This is a genomic window from Rhizorhabdus histidinilytica (genome assembly GCF_900167915.1).
Classification (GTDB): domain Bacteria; phylum Pseudomonadota; class Alphaproteobacteria; order Sphingomonadales; family Sphingomonadaceae; genus Rhizorhabdus; species Rhizorhabdus histidinilytica.
The window spans coordinates 94,291-110,777 of sequence record NZ_FUYM01000012.1 but is presented as its reverse complement, the minus strand read 5'-3'; the positions used below and the strand labels follow the sequence as shown (position 1 = coordinate 110,777).

Annotated in this window: 13 protein-coding genes and 1 tRNA gene; 4 read left to right on the top strand and 10 right to left on the bottom strand. The window is 67.2% G+C overall.

From position 1 onward, the window contains the following. Nucleotides 1-95, bottom strand: a 95-nt coding sequence (locus B5X82_RS26480; protein WP_139385104.1) for a hypothetical protein, incomplete at its 3' end; no start/stop codon positions are given. Between the two features lie 125 nt (nucleotides 96-220). Between B5X82_RS26480 and B5X82_RS21910 the strand changes: the two genes are divergently transcribed. After that, nucleotides 221-1,516, top strand: a complete 1,296-nt coding sequence (locus B5X82_RS21910; RefSeq protein WP_079650310.1) for a M20/M25/M40 family metallo-hydrolase — start codon at nucleotides 221-223, stop codon at nucleotides 1,514-1,516. A 121-nt stretch (nucleotides 1,517-1,637) separates the two neighbouring features. On the opposite strand, the gene B5X82_RS27360 is transcribed toward B5X82_RS21910, so the two are convergent. Continuing rightward, entirely contained in the window at nucleotides 1,638-1,814 is a 177-nt protein-coding gene (locus tag B5X82_RS27360) for a helix-turn-helix domain-containing protein (RefSeq protein ID WP_079650309.1), read from the bottom strand. Between the two features lie 518 nt (nucleotides 1,815-2,332). Between B5X82_RS27360 and B5X82_RS21900 the strand changes: the two genes are divergently transcribed. Then, nucleotides 2,333-2,587, top strand: coding sequence for a DUF2188 domain-containing protein (locus tag B5X82_RS21900; RefSeq protein ID WP_079650319.1), 255 nt, complete (start codon nucleotides 2,333-2,335; stop codon nucleotides 2,585-2,587). A 170-nt stretch (nucleotides 2,588-2,757) separates the two neighbouring features. On the opposite strand, the gene B5X82_RS21895 is transcribed toward B5X82_RS21900, so the two are convergent. The 3 genes from B5X82_RS21895 to moaA all read right to left on the bottom strand — a co-directional run bounded on the left by B5X82_RS21895 (nucleotide 2,758) and on the right by moaA (nucleotide 4,763). Further along, a tRNA-Asn gene (locus B5X82_RS21895) sits at nucleotides 2,758-2,832 on the bottom strand. A gap of 120 nt (nucleotides 2,833-2,952) precedes the next feature. Continuing rightward, a complete protein-coding gene (locus B5X82_RS21890) occupies nucleotides 2,953-3,726 on the bottom strand; it encodes an NAD kinase (protein ID WP_079650308.1) in 774 nt (257 codons plus the stop codon). After that, on the bottom strand, nucleotides 3,723-4,763 hold the full coding sequence (moaA, locus tag B5X82_RS21885; RefSeq protein ID WP_079650307.1) for a GTP 3',8-cyclase MoaA: 1,041 nt from the start codon (nucleotides 4,761-4,763) through the stop codon (nucleotides 3,723-3,725). Before moaA ends, B5X82_RS21890 begins: the two co-directional genes overlap by 4 nt. Nucleotides 4,764-5,051: 288 nt before the next feature. Between moaA and B5X82_RS21880 the strand changes: the two genes are divergently transcribed. Continuing rightward, nucleotides 5,052-7,031 (top strand): putative bifunctional diguanylate cyclase/phosphodiesterase, encoded by a 1,980-nt coding sequence (locus B5X82_RS21880; RefSeq protein WP_235862764.1) that lies wholly within the window; start codon nucleotides 5,052-5,054, stop codon nucleotides 7,029-7,031. 168 nt (nucleotides 7,032-7,199) lie between these two features. Here B5X82_RS21880 and mfd read toward each other — a convergent pair whose 3' ends face one another. Then, nucleotides 7,200-10,685 carry a transcription-repair coupling factor gene (gene mfd / locus B5X82_RS21875; protein WP_079650306.1) on the bottom strand — a complete coding sequence of 1,162 codons (3,486 nt, stop codon included), beginning with the start codon at nucleotides 10,683-10,685 and terminating at the stop codon, nucleotides 7,200-7,202. 76 nt (nucleotides 10,686-10,761) lie between these two features. Then, nucleotides 10,762-11,028 carry an FAD assembly factor SdhE gene (locus B5X82_RS21870; RefSeq protein WP_079650316.1) on the bottom strand — a complete coding sequence of 89 codons (267 nt, stop codon included), beginning with the start codon at nucleotides 11,026-11,028 and terminating at the stop codon, nucleotides 10,762-10,764. A gap of 130 nt (nucleotides 11,029-11,158) precedes the next feature. Between B5X82_RS21870 and recG the strand changes: the two genes are divergently transcribed. After that, the gene (gene recG / locus B5X82_RS21865) at nucleotides 11,159-13,219 is read left to right on the top strand and encodes an ATP-dependent DNA helicase RecG (RefSeq protein WP_079650305.1); all 2,061 of its coding nucleotides are present in this window, start codon (nucleotides 11,159-11,161) and stop codon (nucleotides 13,217-13,219) included. Between the two features lie 35 nt (nucleotides 13,220-13,254). Here the strand turns inward: recG and B5X82_RS21860 are convergent, their stop codons facing one another. From B5X82_RS21860 to tyrS, 3 genes are all read right to left on the bottom strand, one after another. Continuing rightward, nucleotides 13,255-13,620: a PilZ domain-containing protein gene (locus tag B5X82_RS21860; RefSeq protein ID WP_079650303.1), complete on the bottom strand. Its 366-nt coding sequence runs from the start codon at nucleotides 13,618-13,620 to the stop codon at nucleotides 13,255-13,257. Nucleotides 13,621-13,753: 133 nt separating this feature from the next. Further along, nucleotides 13,754-15,034, bottom strand: coding sequence for a hypothetical protein (locus B5X82_RS21855; RefSeq protein ID WP_079650301.1), 1,281 nt, complete (start codon nucleotides 15,032-15,034; stop codon nucleotides 13,754-13,756). A 172-nt stretch (nucleotides 15,035-15,206) separates the two neighbouring features. After that, nucleotides 15,207-16,430, bottom strand: coding sequence for a tyrosine--tRNA ligase (tyrS, locus tag B5X82_RS21850; protein WP_079650315.1), 1,224 nt, complete (start codon nucleotides 16,428-16,430; stop codon nucleotides 15,207-15,209). Nucleotides 16,431-16,487 lie beyond the last annotated feature (57 nt).

Here is a 16,487-nt window from a genome sequence, read left to right as displayed (position 1 = left end):
TCCGCCGCCAGCCCGTACAGCGACGGCAGCAGCATCCGCTGCGACAGGTCCCCGGTCGCGCCGAACAACAGCAGCTTCTCGCTCGGTGCCGTCACGCCATATCTCCCCCGTGATCCGTTGACTGCCGGACCGCGACGGCCGATATACTGTAAACGATTACAAAAGCAATCCGTGCGGACAGCGGAAAATTGACAATCCATCTATCCGGATAATTATTCGCATGATGTACAAAAGCCCCATCGCAGCCGTGCTCGCTCTCGCCCTGCTGGCATCTACCGGTACGCCCGCCGTGGCCGCTCCGTCGGCATCCGACCTGAAGATGGCCCGGGATTTCCGGAAAGGCCATGTTTTCGCCGCGCTCCGAAAAGGGCTTTCCGGTGATTATGACCGGTTCGTCGAGGAACTCATCGCCCTAACCGAGATCGCCGCGCCGACCTTCGACGAGGGGCGCCGGGGCGCGGCGTTCGAACGGTTGCTGGCCACGGCCGGATTGGAAGACGTGCACCACGACGAGACGGGAAACGTCTATGGCTTGCGGCGAGGAAAGGGGCGGGGTTTGATCGTCGTCGCCGCGCACCTCGACACCGTCTTTCCGGCCGGCCGGATCAAGGTCGAACGCGACGGCGACACGCTGCGCGCACCCGGCGTCGGGGACGACACGCTCGGCCTCGCGGTTCTTCCGCTCTATGCCCGGATACTCGACCGGGCGAACATCCGCACCGACGCGGATATCCTGTTCGTCGCCACCGTCGGCGAGGAACAATTGGGAAATCTCAAGGGCGCGCGCCATCTCGTCGAGCGGAGCCGATATGCCGGTCGCATCACCGGCTTCGTGGGTTTCGAGCCGGCTCGCGTGGAACAGGTGATCGCGACAGGCGTAGGTTCCCGCCGCTTCGACGTGCATTTCACCGGCCCTGGAGGGCACAGCTTCAGCGACTTCGGCATCGTCAATCCGGCATATGCGCTGGCCGGCTTTCTCCGCAACCTGAGCCGGATCGCCATACCGGCGGGGACGCGGACCAGCTTCAACGTCGGGATAGTGTCGGGCGGAACCTCGATCAACGCGATTCCCGCCGATGTGTCCGCGCTGATCGACATTCGGTCCGACGACCAGAAGGCGATCGCGACGGTCGAGGCGCAGATGCGGGATTTCATCGCCCAGGCCGTGCGGGAGGAGAATGACGCGCGTTCGACCCGCCAGGGCCGGATCGCGGCCGGGGAAAAACTGATCGGCGATCGTCCGGCGGGCAAGACGGCGCCCGATTCCACGATCGTGCGGCTTGCCGCCGCATCGATCATGGCGGCGGGCAAGGCTCCGGCGATCGATGCGCAGAGCACCGATGCCAATGCGGCGATGGCGGCTGATATTCCGGCGATAGTGATTGGACCTGGGATAGAGGCCGGCGGCGCCCATTCTCCGAAGGAATGGGTCAAGCTCAACCGTGAGACGGACATCGACAATATGGCCACAGCACTGACGTCTATCATCCTGATCGCCAATGCACCCAAACCGTAGCAGAGTTATTTAGGCTTGAACTTATTTCCGTTCCTTGCACCCATGCGCGGATTTTTGCTTCCGAGATATCAAGGATGCCAGCGTAAACCCACCGCGAGATAGTCGCATCGGGACCAAGGGTTTACTCGTCCACGAGCGAACCCACGGTGACGTTAAGGGCGGCCGCGATCCTGCCGACGACGTCGAGCGTCGGGTTCTTGTTTCCGTCCCTCTCCAGGCCGCATAGATAGGTCCGGTGTATCCCGGCACTGTGCGCCAGTTCTTCCTGGGGCCTGCGCCCGTCGAACGCGGCGCACATTCATGCCGAACCGTTTGCGGATGTCCATGACGGACAAAGGCTATATTCGGCCTTCGTCATCGACAGTCTGATTAAAACTGAAAGTCTGAATTAGACTTTTATTTTGTCTTTTATTCACGCACGACCCTCTAAACCGTCCTGACGGTATCGCGATACCCCGACGACGCTCCGCACGATTGAGCGCCAATTTTGGCGGCGGTGCGCGCAAATGGGGAGTGATGGATTTCGGTCACATGCCGCTTTGGGTCGCGAGGACTTTCATCACGGTAGCGCGTGGTTCGCCATGAAATCCTCGTGCTGACGAACCTCTTCCCAAGCGTGGCCCGGCCTAGGAACGGCCTTCCTCAAACATCGTCTGTAGCACCTAGCGCGGGTTCCTGGCGTAGATGTGCGGGTGCTGGCGCCAGTGCCGTGGTTCTACGTCACCCCTCGCGCGCAGCGGCGAGGGGGGAGGGGTGATGGGCCTACCGCTTGAGAAGCTGCCAGATGCCGCGCACGAATTCATAGGAGGACGCGACATGGCCAAACAGCCGAATCTGCCGAAGTTCACCGTCACGAAGAATGACAAGCGTGGGGGCTGGGAGCTGACGAAGGACGGCAACGAACGCGCGACCAAACATTGGGATACGAAGACCGAGCTCACCAAGGGTGGGGCGTTGGCAGACGCCGTTGGGAAGGGTGGCGGTTCCGTCAAAATCCAGAAGGGCGATGGGAAGTATCAAGAGGAGCGCACCTATCCTCGCAGCCGAGACCCGAAGGGTTCACCAGGCTAACCCGCCGCGCGGCGGAGACAATAGGGTGGCGATCGCAAGGTCGTCGCCTCCTCTTCCCCTTGCTGACAGAAACGTGAAAGTCAGAATGTGTGTCAGAACACGTGTCAGAACGACCAAAGGCGCAACTCTCCCGTCAGGAGAATTACGCCATATAAATCAAGAATTTGAAATGGCTCCCCGGGCCTGATTCGAACAGGCGGCCGTCCGATTAACAGTCGGATGCTCTACCGCTGAGCTACCGGGGATCATTTCCGCTTCAAGCGAGGCGCGCCTATAGCAGCGGCTTCTTGAACCTTGCAAGCCCCTTAGACGTCGTTCGGCGAAACTTCTCGCGAGCCGGGCGCGGAGGGGCGGAAAGGCGGGGGTCAGACCGCGAATTGCTCCATCGTGATGCGGTCGTCCAGGGCGTGTTCGGGGTCGAACAGCAGGGTCAACGGACTGGTCTTGTCGATGCCCACCCGGATCAGCGAGACGTCGCGGACCTCGCGCTGGTCGGCGACGGCGCTGACCGGGCGCTTTACCGCATCGAGCACACGGAACGAGATCGCGTTCTTGTTCGGCAGGATCGCTCCGCGCCAGCGGCGCGGCCGGAACGGGCTGATCGGGGTCAGTGCCAGCAGCGAGGATTCGAGCGGCAGGATCGGCCCCTGCGCCGACAGGTTGTAGGCGGTCGATCCTGCCGGGGTCGACACCAGCACGCCGTCGCAGACCAGCTCGGGCAGCACGACGCGGCCGTCGACCAGCACCTCGATCTTGGCCGTCTCGCGCGTTTCGCGGAGAAGCGACACCTCGTTGATCGCCGGCACCGAATGGCGCTGTCCCTCGACCGTCTCGACGTCCATGCGCAGTGGAAGGACGGTGATCGCCCGCGCCTGTTGCAGTCGCAGCTCGAGCAGGTCGGGCTTCCAGTCGTTCATCAGGAAGCCGACCGTGCCCAGGTTCATCCCGAACACCGGCAGGATGCGATGCCGGTCGAGCATGGCGTGCAAGGTGCGCAGCATGAAGCCGTCGCCGCCCAGCGCAACGACCAGGTCGGCGCGCTCGATCGGATGCCACTCGTAGATGGCGCGCAGTTCGGCAGCGGCCTCCTGGGCAGCCGTCGTGGGGGACGCGACGAGCGCCATCCGCTGTTCGGTCATCCGCCGGTGACGCTCATATGCCGGGAAACGGCCGGGGCCGCGCCGGGCGTGTCGATGCGGAAGGCATGGCGCTCGGGCTTCAGCCGCATCGCCCGGTCGAGCAGCCGGTCGAGCTCCGCCATGTCGCCCGCGCGCAGCGCCTGGCGCAGGTCGAGCCGGTCCTCATGGCCCAGGCACATGTAGATCTGTCCCGTCGCGGTGACTCGGACGCGGTTGCAGCCGTCGCAGAAATTGTTGGTCAGCGGCGTGATCAGGCCGAGCCGCGCGCCGAGTTCCTCGACCCGGAAATAGCGTGCCGGCCCGCCCGTCCGATGGTCGAGCGGGCTGAGCGTATAATGCTCCTCGATCCGGCGGCGCACGCCGTCGAGCGGCAGGTAGCGGTCGGTGCGGTCGTCCTCGATCTCGCCCAACGGCATCGTCTCGATCAGGGTGAGGTCATGGCCCTCCGCCGCGCACCAGCGCAGCATCGGTTCGATCTCCTGCTCGTTGAGGTCGCGCAGCGCGACCATGTTGACCTTCACCGCGATACCCGCCTCGCGCGCAGCGGCGATACCGTCGAGCACCACCGCCAGGTCGCCGCCGCGGGTGATGAAGCCGAAACGCTCCGGATCGAGACTGTCGACGCTGACATTGACGCGGCGCACGCCCGCTTCCGCCAGCGCGGACGCATGGCGACGCAGCTGGCTGGCGTTGGTCGTGACGGTCAGTTCGTCGAGCCCCCCCCCGTCATCCTTGGCGCCGATCCGCCGCCCGATCAGCCGGACAAGCTCGTCGATGCCCCGGCGCACCAGCGGCTCGCCGCCGGTCAGCCGGATCTTGCGGATGCCGCGCGCGATGAAGGCGTCGGCGAGCGTCGCCAGCTCCTCGATCGTCAATATCTCGCGCTTCGGCAGGAACTGCATCTTCTCCGCCATGCAATAGCGGCAGCGGAAGTCGCAGCGGTCGGTCACCGACAGGCGCAGATAGGTGATCCGCCGGCCGAACGCATCGGCCAGGCCCGTTCCGCCCCTGTCCCCCGGCTTTTCCATGGCAGCCATGGCGCTACCCTAGAGCCTGATCCCCCAAGGTGGAAGCGCAAAGCGCTCTCGCCGATCGCCGGATCGCGACCAGCGGCCGACGCGCCGCGCCCAGGAAGCTGTGGATCGATCGGCGATCGCGGCATTTTCGCGGTGCTTTGCGGATTGGCGAGCGTGATGCGATACGGTAACAGTTCGGCAATGACGAAGGGTGTGGGCTCAATCGGGGCAGCGGCCGCCAGCGCCGCCGCAGGGGGGCAGCTGCCTCTCTTCCTGATATCCTTCCGCTATCGTAACGAATTGGCGCCGTTGATCGAGCGAACCGGCCGACGGGTGATCGCGGCGCGGCGCGCCGAGGCCGCCGGTCGGCGCTTCATCGCCTCGGGCGCGACGATCGCGGTGATCGACGCCCGCGACGCGGAGGAGGAGGCGGTCGCGGCCTGTGCCGCGATGGCGGCGGCGGTCGGGTCGGCGGGCTCGGCGCTCCTCGTGATCGTCGACGACATCGCCAGCCTCGATCGCTATCTGGCGGCTGGGGCGACCCATTATCTGGCGGCGCCGTTCGGCGAGACGGAGATGCGGATCGCGCTGGCCTTCGCCGATCGCCATGCCGAACGGCTGGCAGGCGGTGGCCGCGCCGCGTCGGTCCGTGCCGCACTGCGCCTGTCGGAATCGGAGGCTTGGATCTGGAAGCCGGGCGACCGGATGGTGACGCTCAGCGCCGCGCTTGCCGACCGGATCGGCGTGGCGACCGAGACAGTGCCGATGTCGATGCTGTTCCGGCTGATGGACCGCGAGAGCCGCCGCCTGGCGCGCGAGGCGATCGATCGCCTGTTGTCGACCGGCCGCTCGACCGCCTTCGCCCATCGTAGCCGTGCGCTGGGCGAGCGGCTGGCGCACCACATCTCCTATGACGAGGAACGGCATGCGGTCGTCGCCTGGGTCGAAGTCGACCGCCGCGACGACGAGCCGGCCGGCGAGGACGGTGACGCCCTGACCGGATTGCCTGCGGTCGACCGTATCCGCCAGTGGGTCGAGCGGCGACTGGCCGATGATCAGCTCGCCGAGCCGCGCTGCATCCTGCTGATGCTGGGAATCATGCGCTTCGGCCTGGTCAACGCCGCCTTCGGCCGGCCGACGGGCGACGCGGTGCTGCAGGGCGTCGCCCGGCGGATCGAGCGGGTGATCGACCGGATCGGCCTCGAACATACGATGATCGCGCGCACCGCCGGCTCCGAATTCGCGATCGCGCTCGGCGCGCCGGTCACCGCCGACACGGCAGAGCTGATCGCCAACCGGCTCGTCGAAAGTGTCGCCTGGCCGTTCGTTTCGGGGGACTCGCTCATCCCCTTGTCCTGCCGGGTCGGGATCGCCGCGATCGACGGCGAGGGCCGGCGCGATGCCGGGACGCTGTTCCAGCGCGCGGCGGCGGCGCTCGCGGCGGCCAAGCATGGCGACACCGGCCTGGTCCGCGCGCTCGACGCCGACAGCGAGGCCGAGGCGCATCGCCGCAACCAGCTCGAGATCGACCTGCGCCGAGCCCTCGACCATGACCAGATCGACATCCTCTTCCAGCCCCAGGTCGATATCCGATCGGGCCAGATCATGGGGGTCGAGGCGCTCGCCCGCTGGCGCCATCCGCAGCTGGGCGAGCTGGGTGCCGTCCCGCTGTTCGCGACCGCCGCCCGGTCGGACTTCGTCGTCCAGCTCTCGACCTATGTGCAGCAGCGCGCGCTCGAGGTCGCGGCAAGCTGGCCCGAACATATGGGCAATCTGCGCCTGTCGGTGAACGTCACCGCCGCCGACATCGCCCAGCCCAATTTCGTCGAGGATTTCCTGAGCCGGGTCGACAAGGCCGGCTTCCCGCGCGACCGGCTGACCGCCGAGGTCACGGAAAGCGGCCTGATCGCCGATCTCGCCGGAGCGGCCGGGCTGCTCGCCCAGCTGCGTGGCGCCGGGTTGCGGGTGGCGATCGACGATTTCGGCACGGGCTATTCGAGCCTCGCCTATCTCAAGGCTCTGCCGCTCGATTATCTGAAAATCGACAAGACATTGGCGGAGGACATCACCGGCTCGACCCGCGATCGCATCGTCGTGCGCGGCGTGATCGAAATGGCCCGTTCGCTCGGCCTCGCGGTGATCACCGAGGGGGTCGAGACCAAGGCCCAGCTCTCCCTCCTCGCGCGCGAGGGCTGCAACTATTATCAGGGCTATCTCTGCTCGCCGCCGATCGACAGCGGCACGCTGGAGGCGATGGTCGTCGGCAAATCGATGAGTGTGGTGGAATGATCGCCACGAGGCGGGGAGCGTAGCCCTCTCCTTCTTCGTCATTCCCGCGAAGGCGGGAATCCACCGGGAGGCTTGATTCCGCCTCTGTTGGCTCGGAATTCGTTCGCCGGTGGATTCCCGCCTTCGCGGGAATGACGATGGATTGGAGGAGAGGCGCCCCTTTCCCGGCTAAACAATCTTCGCCAATCCCCGCGACAATTGCAGCGCGCCGTTCAGCCGGTGCGACGGTTCGGGCCAGTTGCGGGTGATCACCAGCTTGCTGTCGGGGCGCAGCCGGGCGCTGTCCTTCAGTCGGTCGACATAAGCGAGCAGCCCCGGCAGGTCGGGGAAGTTGTCGTTGTGGAAGGTGACCAGCGCGCCGCGCGGGCCGGTGTCGATCTTGGCGACGCAGGCCTTGCGGCAGTTGAGCTTGATCTCGATCACCGTCAGCAGGTTCTGCGTCGCGGCCGGCAGCTTGCCGAAGCGATCGATCAGCTCGGCGGCGAAAGCCTCAATCTCGGCGCGGGTCTCGACCTCGTTCATCCGGCGGTAGAGGCCCATGCGCAGGTCGAGGTCGGGGACATAGTCCTCGGGGATCAGGATCGGCGCGTCGACGTTGATCTGCGGCGAGAAGCTCTCGCGTTTCGTGTCGGCCAGGCCGCCCGCCTTGGCGTCGAGGATCGCCTCCTCCAGCATCGACTGGTAGAGTTCGAAGCCGACCTCCTTGATATGGCCCGACTGTTCGTCGCCAAGCAGGTTGCCCGCGCCGCGGATGTCGAGGTCGTGGCTGGCGATCTGGAAGCCGGCGCCCAGCGTGTCGATGTTCTGGAGGATGTGGAGGCGTTTCTCGGCGGTCTCGGTCAGGCCGCGGTCGCCGGTCGTCAGATAGGCATAGGCGCGCGTCTTGGATCGACCGACCCGGCCGCGCAGCTGATAGAGCTGGGCAAGGCCGAAGCGGTCGGCGCGGTTGACGATCAGCGTGTTGGCCGACGGGATGTCGAGCCCGCTTTCGATGATCGTGGTCGACACGAGGATGTCGAATTTCTTGTCGTAGAAGGCCGACATCCGTTCCTCGACCTCGCCCGCCGCCATCTGGCCATGGGCGACGACGTAGCTGACCTCGGGGACCTCCTTGCGGAGATAGTCCTCGATGTCGGGCAGGTCCTTGATCCGGGGCGTGACGAGGAAGCTTTGTCCGCCGCGATAATGCTCGCGCAACAGCGCCTCGCGGATCACCACGCCGTCCCATGGCGCGACATAGGTGCGCACCGCGAGCCGATCGACCGGCGGGGTCTGGATCACGCTCAGCTCGCGCAGCCCCGACATCGCCATCTGCAAGGTGCGCGGGATCGGCGTCGCGGTCAGCGTCAGCATGTGGACGTCGGTCTTGAGCGCCTTCAGCCGCTCCTTGTGGGTGACGCCGAAGCGCTGTTCCTCGTCGACGATGACGAGGCCGAGCCGCTTGAACTCGATTCCCTTGGCGAGCAGCGCATGGGTGCCGATGACGATGTCGATCGATCCGTCGGCCAGGCCGTCCTTGGTCCTCTTCGCCTCGCTTGCCGAGACGAGCCGCGACAGGTGGCCGATATTGACCGGCATGCCGTGGAAGCGATCGACGAAATTGCGGTAATGCTGCCGCGCGAGCAGGGTGGTGGGACAGATCAGCGCGACCTGCATGCCGCCCATCGCCGCGACGAAGGCCGCGCGCAGCGCGACCTCGGTCTTGCCGAAGCCGACGTCGCCGCAGACCAGTCGGTCCATCGGCTTGCCCGCCGCCAGATCCTCGATCACATCGGCGATCGCACGGTCTTGGTCCTCGGTCTCCTGATAGGGGAAGCGGTCGACGAACTCGTTATAGCCGCTGTCGGGCTCGATCGCCTCGGCCGGGCGCAGCGCGCGTTCGGCGGCGGTCTTGATCAGTTCGCCCGCGATCTCGCGGATTCGCTCCTTCATCCGCGCCTTGCGCGCCTGCCAGGCGACGCCGCCCAGCTTGTCGAGCTGGACGCCCTCGTTCTCGGCGCCGTAGCGGCTCAGTACGTCGATATTCTCGACGGGGACGTAAAGCTTGTCGCCGCCGGCATAGGTCAGCGCGACGCAGTCGTGCGGCGCCTTGGCGACCGGGATCGAGGTCAGCCCCTCATAGCGGCCGATGCCATGGTCCATGTGGACGACGAGGTCGCCGGGGCTGAGCGTCGCCAGCTCGGCGAGGAAGGCGTCGGCCGACTTCTTGCGCTTCTGCCGTCGGACCAGCCGGTCGCCCAGCATGTCCTGCTCGGTCAGCAGCGCGATGTCGCCGCTGGTGAAGCCATGGTCGAGCGGCAGCACGGCGAGGGCGACCCGCGCCAGCCCCGATCCCAGCGACTTGGCCGGGGCGGGCCGGGCGATCGCCGCCTGCCAGTCGTCGACCATATCGACGCGGTCGAGGCCATGTTCCGCGAGCAGCCCGGCGAAACGCTCGCGCGATCCGGCCGAATAGCTCGCCAGCACCACGCGCTTGCCCGCCTTGCCGAGCGTTTCGACATGCTCGACGACGGCGTCGTAGATGTTGACGCCCTGCGTTCGCTCGGGCGCGAAGTCGCGCGCGCCGTCGACGCACAGGTCGAGCACGCGGGCGCTCTCCGGCTCGGCGAAGGGGGTGACGAGGTGGATCGGCCGGTCGGCGATCGCCGCCTGCCATTCGTCGGCGGCCAGGTAGAGCTCGCCCGGTTCGAGCGGGCGGTAGCTGCCCGGATCGGTGGTGCGGGCGCGGACCCGGTTGGCGTGATAGTCGGCGATCGCCTCGAACCGCGCCTCGGCCGCCTTGATCGATCCGGCCTCGCGCAGGATGAGGTCCCCGGGCGCGAGATGGTCGAACAGCGTCTCCAGCCGTTCCTCGAACAGCGGCAGCCAATGGTCCATGCCGGCGAGGCGGCGGCCGTCCGACACCGCCTGGTAGATCGGGTCGCCGGTCGCGCTGGCGCCGAAACGCTCGCGATAGCGGCCGCGGAACCGCTTGATCGTCTCCTCGTCGAGCAGTGCTTCGGAAGCGGGCAGCAGGGTGAAGCCGTCGACCGGGCCGATCGTCCGCTGGTCGGTCGCGTCGAACTGCCGGACGCTCTCGATCTCGTCGCCGAAGAAGTCGAGGCGCAGCGCGTGCGGCTCGCCCGCCGGGAACAGGTCGACCAGGCTGCCGCGCACCGCATATTCGCCCTGTTCGGTGACGGTGTCGGTGCGGACATAGCCGTTCGCCTGCAGCATCGCGGCCAGCCGGTCGCGATCGATCCTTTCGCCGGGTGCCAGCCGGGCGACGAGCTGGCGGATGCGGAACGGGGTGAGCACCCGCTGGGTGGCGGCGTTGACCGTCGTCGCGATCAGGACGGGACCCTTCGGCTTGCCTTGCAAGGCATGAAGCGTGGCAAGCCGCTCGCTGGTCGCGCGCAGCGCCGGGCTGGCGCGGTCATAGGGCAGGCAGTCCCAGGCCGGGAAGGTCAGCACCGTCAACTCGGGCGCGAAGAAGCGCGCGGCGTCGGCCAGCGATTGCATCGCCTGGTCGTCGGCCGCGATGAACACCAGCCGCCCGCCCTTCGCCGCCGCGGCGCGGGCGAGGTCGGCGGCCAGCCAGGGCTGGAAGCCCATCGGCGCGCGCGACAGGGTCAGCGCTTCGGAGGCGGCGAGAATACGGTCGAGATCGGTCATGGGTGCTTCAGGCTAGGTGGGCCGTCCGTCCGGCGAGGTGCAGGACGTTGGTGCGCGCTACGGGTTGATCAGGCAATCACCGCGGGATTTCGACATAGTCGATCCGCTGCATCCGCTCCATCAGCGCGCCCTGCCATTCGGGGGGGACGGGGATCGTTCCCATCACCCAGCCGAGGATGTCGGCGTCCTCCTGCGCGAGCAGCGCTTCGAACCAGTCGAGCGCTTCCCCGTCCCACCCCTGGTGGAGGCGGTCGAAGAAGCCGCCGATCATATAGTCGGCCTCGCGGGTTCCCCGGTGCCAGGCGCGGAAGCGCAGGCGTTTCAGGCGGTCGTCGTGGTTCATTGTCTTCCAATGCCGATGGGCCGGCGGGCGATTGACAGGCCCGTCGGCGGAAAGCCAGAAGCGGAAATAAGCATTTTCGAGCCGCGTGCAATCGACCCGGGCTGCGGAAAATGCGACAGCAGGCGAATCCATGCGGCCCGATATACTCAATCCGTTGTTCGCCGAGGTCGAGGCGCTGAAGGGCGTCGGGCCGACGCTCGCCAAGCCGCTGCGCAAGCTCGAGCTCGAACGGGTCGTCGACCTGCTCTTCCATCTCCCCACCGGATCGATCGACCGCAAGCTGGTCGACACGGTCGAGGCCGAGGACGCCGGCCGGATCGTCACCGTGCGGCTGGTGCCGACCAGTTATCGCGCCTCCGGCGGGCGGGGGCCGTTCCGCGTCGGCGCGACCGACCAGGCGGGCAATGTCGTCAGCCTCGTCTATTTCGGCGGCAATCCCGGCTGGGCGAAGAAGCTGCTGCCGATCGGCGAGCCGCGCATCGTCTCGGGCAGGCTGGATCTCTATGGTCAGGAGCTCCAGATCGTTCATCCCGACCATGTCCTGCCCCCCGCCGAGGCGGCCGACCTGCCGACCCGTGAGAGTGTCTATCCGCTGTCGGAAGGGATCACCTCGCGACGGCTCGGCCAGCTCATCGAGCAGGGGATCGAGCGGGCGCCCGAGTTGCCAGAATGGATCGAGCCGAGCCTACTCCAGACGCGCGGCTGGCCGTCCTGGCATGAAGCGATCCTCCGCGCCCATGCCGACGCGCAGGACGAGCCGGCGCGGGCGCGGCTCGCCTATGATGAACTGTTCGCCAACCAGCTCGCGCTGATGCTGGTGCGGGCGTCCTCGCGCAAGCGGCGCGGCCTGCCGCTCAAGGGCGACGGGCGGCTGCGCGACCAGCTCAAGCTTCCTTATGCCCCGACCGGCGCGCAGAGCCGCGCCGTGGCGGAGATCGAGGGCGACCTTGTCCAGCCGGCGCCGATGACCCGCCTGCTCCAGGGCGATGTCGGTTCGGGCAAGACGCTGGTCGCGACGATGGCGCTGCTCTGCGCGGTCGAGGCGGGGGCGCAGGGCGCGCTGCTGGCGCCGACCGAGATCCTTGCCCGTCAGCATTTCGAGACGCTGAGCCGCACGCTCGCCGGCCTGCCCGTCAACGTCGCGATCCTGACCGGGCGGGAGAAAGGCAAGGCGCGTGAGGCGACGCTGATGGCGCTGGCCGACGGGTCGATCGATATCCTCGTCGGCACCCATGCGATCTTCCAGGAGAAGGTCGGCTATCGCAAGCTCGGCCTCGCCGTGGTCGACGAGCAGCATCGCTTCGGCGTCGCCCAGCGGATGATGCTCCAGGCGAAGGCGGAACGGCCGCCGCACCTGCTGGTGATGACGGCGACGCCGATCCCGCGCACCCTGACGCTCAGCCATTATGGCGAGATGGACGTCAGCCGGTTGGACGAGATGCCGCCGGGCCGCCAGCCGATCGAGACGCGGGTGATCTCGGGCGAGCGGCTCGACGAGGTGGCGCAGGCGCTCGGCCGCCACCTCGCCGCCGGCCGCCAGGCCTATTGGGTCTGCCCGCTGGTCGAGGAGAGCGAGCAGTCCGACCTAGCCGCAGCCGAAGGACGGGCGGAGAGCCTGCGCCAATGGTTCGGCGACAAGGTCGGCGTCGTCCACGGCCGGATGAAGGGGCCCGAAAAGGACGCGGTGATGGCCGAGTTCCAGGCGGGCCGGATCGGCGTGCTGGTCGCGACGACGGTGATCGAGGTGGGCGTCGACGTCCCCAACGCGACGCTGATGATCATCGAGGGTGCCGACCGCTTCGGCCTCGCCCAGCTCCACCAGCTGCGCGGCCGGGTAGGGCGGGGCGACCAGCGCTCGATCTGCCTGCTGTTGCGCGGCAACGCGCTGTCGGAGACCTCGCGCGCGCGGCTGGCGCTGATGCGCGAGACCAATGACGGCTTCCGCATCGCCGAGGAGGATCTGCGCCTGCGCGGGGCGGGCGAGATATTGGGGACCCGCCAGTCGGGCGAGGCGGCTTTTCGGCTGGCTGGGCCCGAGCGCACCGCCGCGCTGATCGAGGCGGCGACCCAGGATGCCCGGCTGCTGGTCGATCGCGATGGCGGCCTCGACAGCGAGCGCGGACAGGCCGCGCGGATCGCCCTCTACCTGTTCGAACGCGACGCCGCCGTGGGGTTGCTGCGGGCGGGGTGACCAGCTTTCCCCCTCCCTTTCAAGGGAGGGGAGATTCACCCCATCGGCCAGCGCTGGCGCTTCGCGCGGGCGGCGTTCAGCATCGCGGCATAGGCATATTCGTCGATCGGCTTGATGAACTCGGCGCCGACTCGGCCGCCGAGCGACCAGACCACCCGCGCCGTCACCTGGCCGAGCCGGGGCAAAGCGAGGCGGACGATCGTGTCCTTGGGCGTCTGGCCATATTCGCGGACCATGAAGCCGAGGCGCGAGATGTTGACGAGCAGCACGTCGCTCGCCTTGTGGTCCATCGTGAACATGCGCGTCGGCAGCGCCACCTCGTCGCGCGGCGCGCGGCGTTGCTCGGCATATTTTGCGTCGTCGTCGGCCGCCGGCGTCAACAGTTCCGCGATCTGGCTCATGGTCTCATGTCCTTGTTGCAGCACGAGAATCGGCCAGCGGCTTTGCGAACGTCTTAATCGTTACGGTTATCCGCGGGTTAATCGCGAATAGTTCGACCATCGGAGGAGGCTGGGCGCACAGGGGGCGTCCGGTTCAGCGGCGCAGGTCGGCCGGCAGGGTCGGCTGGGAAATGATCGCCTCCATGCGTTTCCAGCGCGCTGCCGGATCGCGGCCCGCCTTGGCGAGATCGGCCGCGACCATGTCCTGGCCCAGGCCGTAGTTGATCACATAGCTGCGATATTGCTCGGTGAAGCTCAACGACTGTTCGGCGCGTTTGCGGCTGACGAGCTGATATTTCTGGATCAGGTCGAGCGCCGCGGCGCGATCGACCTTGCCGTCGAGATACATCGCCGCGATCGTCATCCGCGCGCCGGCGAGCTGGTGGAGCAGGTCGAGCAGCCGGTCATAGGCGGTGGCCCCGGCCGGATCGAGCCCGGCGATCGGGTAGAGGCGCCGCGCCTCGAACCGCGCGCGCTCGGGACCCGGAAAGGCCAGGTCGATGCCGGCATTGGCCGATCCTTCGGCGATGAAGCTCTGCGGGCTGAACAGCGGATAGACGGTGAACTCCACCCAGCCCCTGGCGCGGGCGAGGTTGCGTTCGAGCAGCATGTTGAGCGCGTGGTGCCCCGGATAGCCCTCATGGCATCCAAGATCGACCGCGCGGTCGATCCGCACCGGCAGGTCGGTGTTGACCTGGATCAGGCTGTGCGCGTCGCCCTTGTACCAGTTGTAGCCCGACCAGCTCTTGCCGGTGACGAATTCGAGGTCGAACCGCTCCTGCTGGGGCAGCCGGATGTGCGCCACCGTCCGCGCGCGGCATTCGGCGATCGCGGCGCGCATCACCGGATCGAGCTTGTCGGTCGGCACGACGAAGCGGTTCTGCCAGGCATCGACCCGCTGCCACAGCGGCCCTTCGCCCGGAACCATCGCGTCGATCGTCTTGAGGATCGGATCATAGGCGGCGAGCGGCTTGAGCTCCGGGCGGACCCCGAACAGCCCCAGCGCCTCGTCGGCGAAGCTGAGCTTCTCGCCGGCCATCATCGCCAGCCGCGTCTCTGCGGCCTTCAGCTGGGCGGCGAGGAAGCGTTGGCGGACGCGGTCGTCGGCGGTCAGCGTGGCGGGCTTCACCGCGGCGAGCCGCTGCGCCAGCACATGGGCGTCCCTGCGCAGCGCGGCGATCTCGCGCGACTTGGCCTTCGCCGCCTCGGCCCAGTCCTTCGGGCCGTAATAGGCGTCGACATAGCCCTCCTCGCGCTCTCCCGCCTCCAATGTCAGATGGACATAGTCGGTGGCGATGCCGTCGAGCGGCGACGGTGCGCGCTTGGCGCCGACGGCGAGGAACAGGGCGGCGGCGAGAAGCAGGGCGCGGGTCATGGTCCGCATCCTAATGCGCGATATTCCCATCGTCATGCTGAACTTGTTTCAGCATCCACCAGGCCAATTGGGCTGGTCGGGAGGCGATACGAGAGCGTTGCCGCAGGAACCTCTACGACAAGGTCCGGCCTCCCGGTGGATGCTGAAACAAGTTCAGCATGACGGGTGGGGATCAGTGGGTCAGCAGCCCGTGCTTCTTCTTGCCGAGGCTGATCTTGAGTGCGGTGGCGCCGACCTCGACCCGGCGGTCGTCCTTCTCGGGTTCGCCGTCGACGCGGACGGCGCCTTCGGCCAGCTTGCGTTTGGCCTCGCCCTTCGACGCGGCGAAACCCAGCCCGACCAGCGCGTCGATCAGCGAGATGCCGCCCTCGGGCACCGCCAGCGTCGGCAGATCGCCGCCGGCCTGGCCTTCCTCGAAGGTCCGCCGCGCGGTCTCGGCTGCTGCTGCTGCCGCTTCGGCGCCGCGGCACATCGCTGTCGCCTCGTTGGCGAGGACGATCTTGGCCTGGTTGATCTCCTGGCCTTCCAGCGCCTCCAGCCGGGCGATCTCGTCGAGCGGCAGGTCGGTGAACAGGCGCAGGAAGCGGCCGACGTCCTTGTCGTGGCTGTTCCGCCAGAACTGCCAATAATCATAGGCCGGCAGCGATTCCTCGTTGAGCCACACCGCGCCCGACATGGTCTTGCCCATCTTGCCGCCGTCGGCGGTGGTGATCAGCGGGGTGGTCACGCCGAACACCTCGGTGCCCAGCATCCGCCGCGACAGCTCGATGCCGTTGACGATGTTGCCCCACTGGTCCGATCCGCCCATCTGCAGCCGGCACTGGCGGCGCTTGGCCAGCTCCATGAAGTCATAGGCCTGCAGGATCATGTAGTTGAACTCGAGGAAGCTCAGCGACTGCTCGCGGTCGAGGCGCAGCTTCACCGAGTCGAAGCTCAGCATCCGGTTGATCGAGAAATGCTGCCCCACCTCGCGCAGGAAGGGGATATATTCCAGCTTGTCGAGCCAGTCGGCATTGTCGACCATCACCGCGTCGGTGGGGCCGTCGCCGAAGGTCAGGAAGCGTTCGAAGATCCGCTTGATCGAGGCGACATTGGCCGCGATCGTCTCGGTCGTCATCAGCTTGCGGGCCTCGTCCTTGAAGCTCGGATCGCCGATCTTGCCGGTGCCGCCGCCCATCAGCACGATCGGCTTGTGCCCGGCCTGTTGCAGGCGGCGCAGCAGCATGATCTGCACCAGGCTGCCGACGTGCAGCGACGGCGCGGTCGGGTCGAAGCCGATATAGCCCGGAATCACCGAAGACAGCGCGAGCGTGTCGAGCGCGGCGCCGTCGGTCACCTGGTGGATGTAACCCCGCTCGTCGAGCAGGCGCAGGAGTTCGGATCTGTATTCGGTCATAGCGCGCGGGCCGTTAGCATGGCCGCGCCCGATCGTCATGTTCTTCCTTGTGCTCGC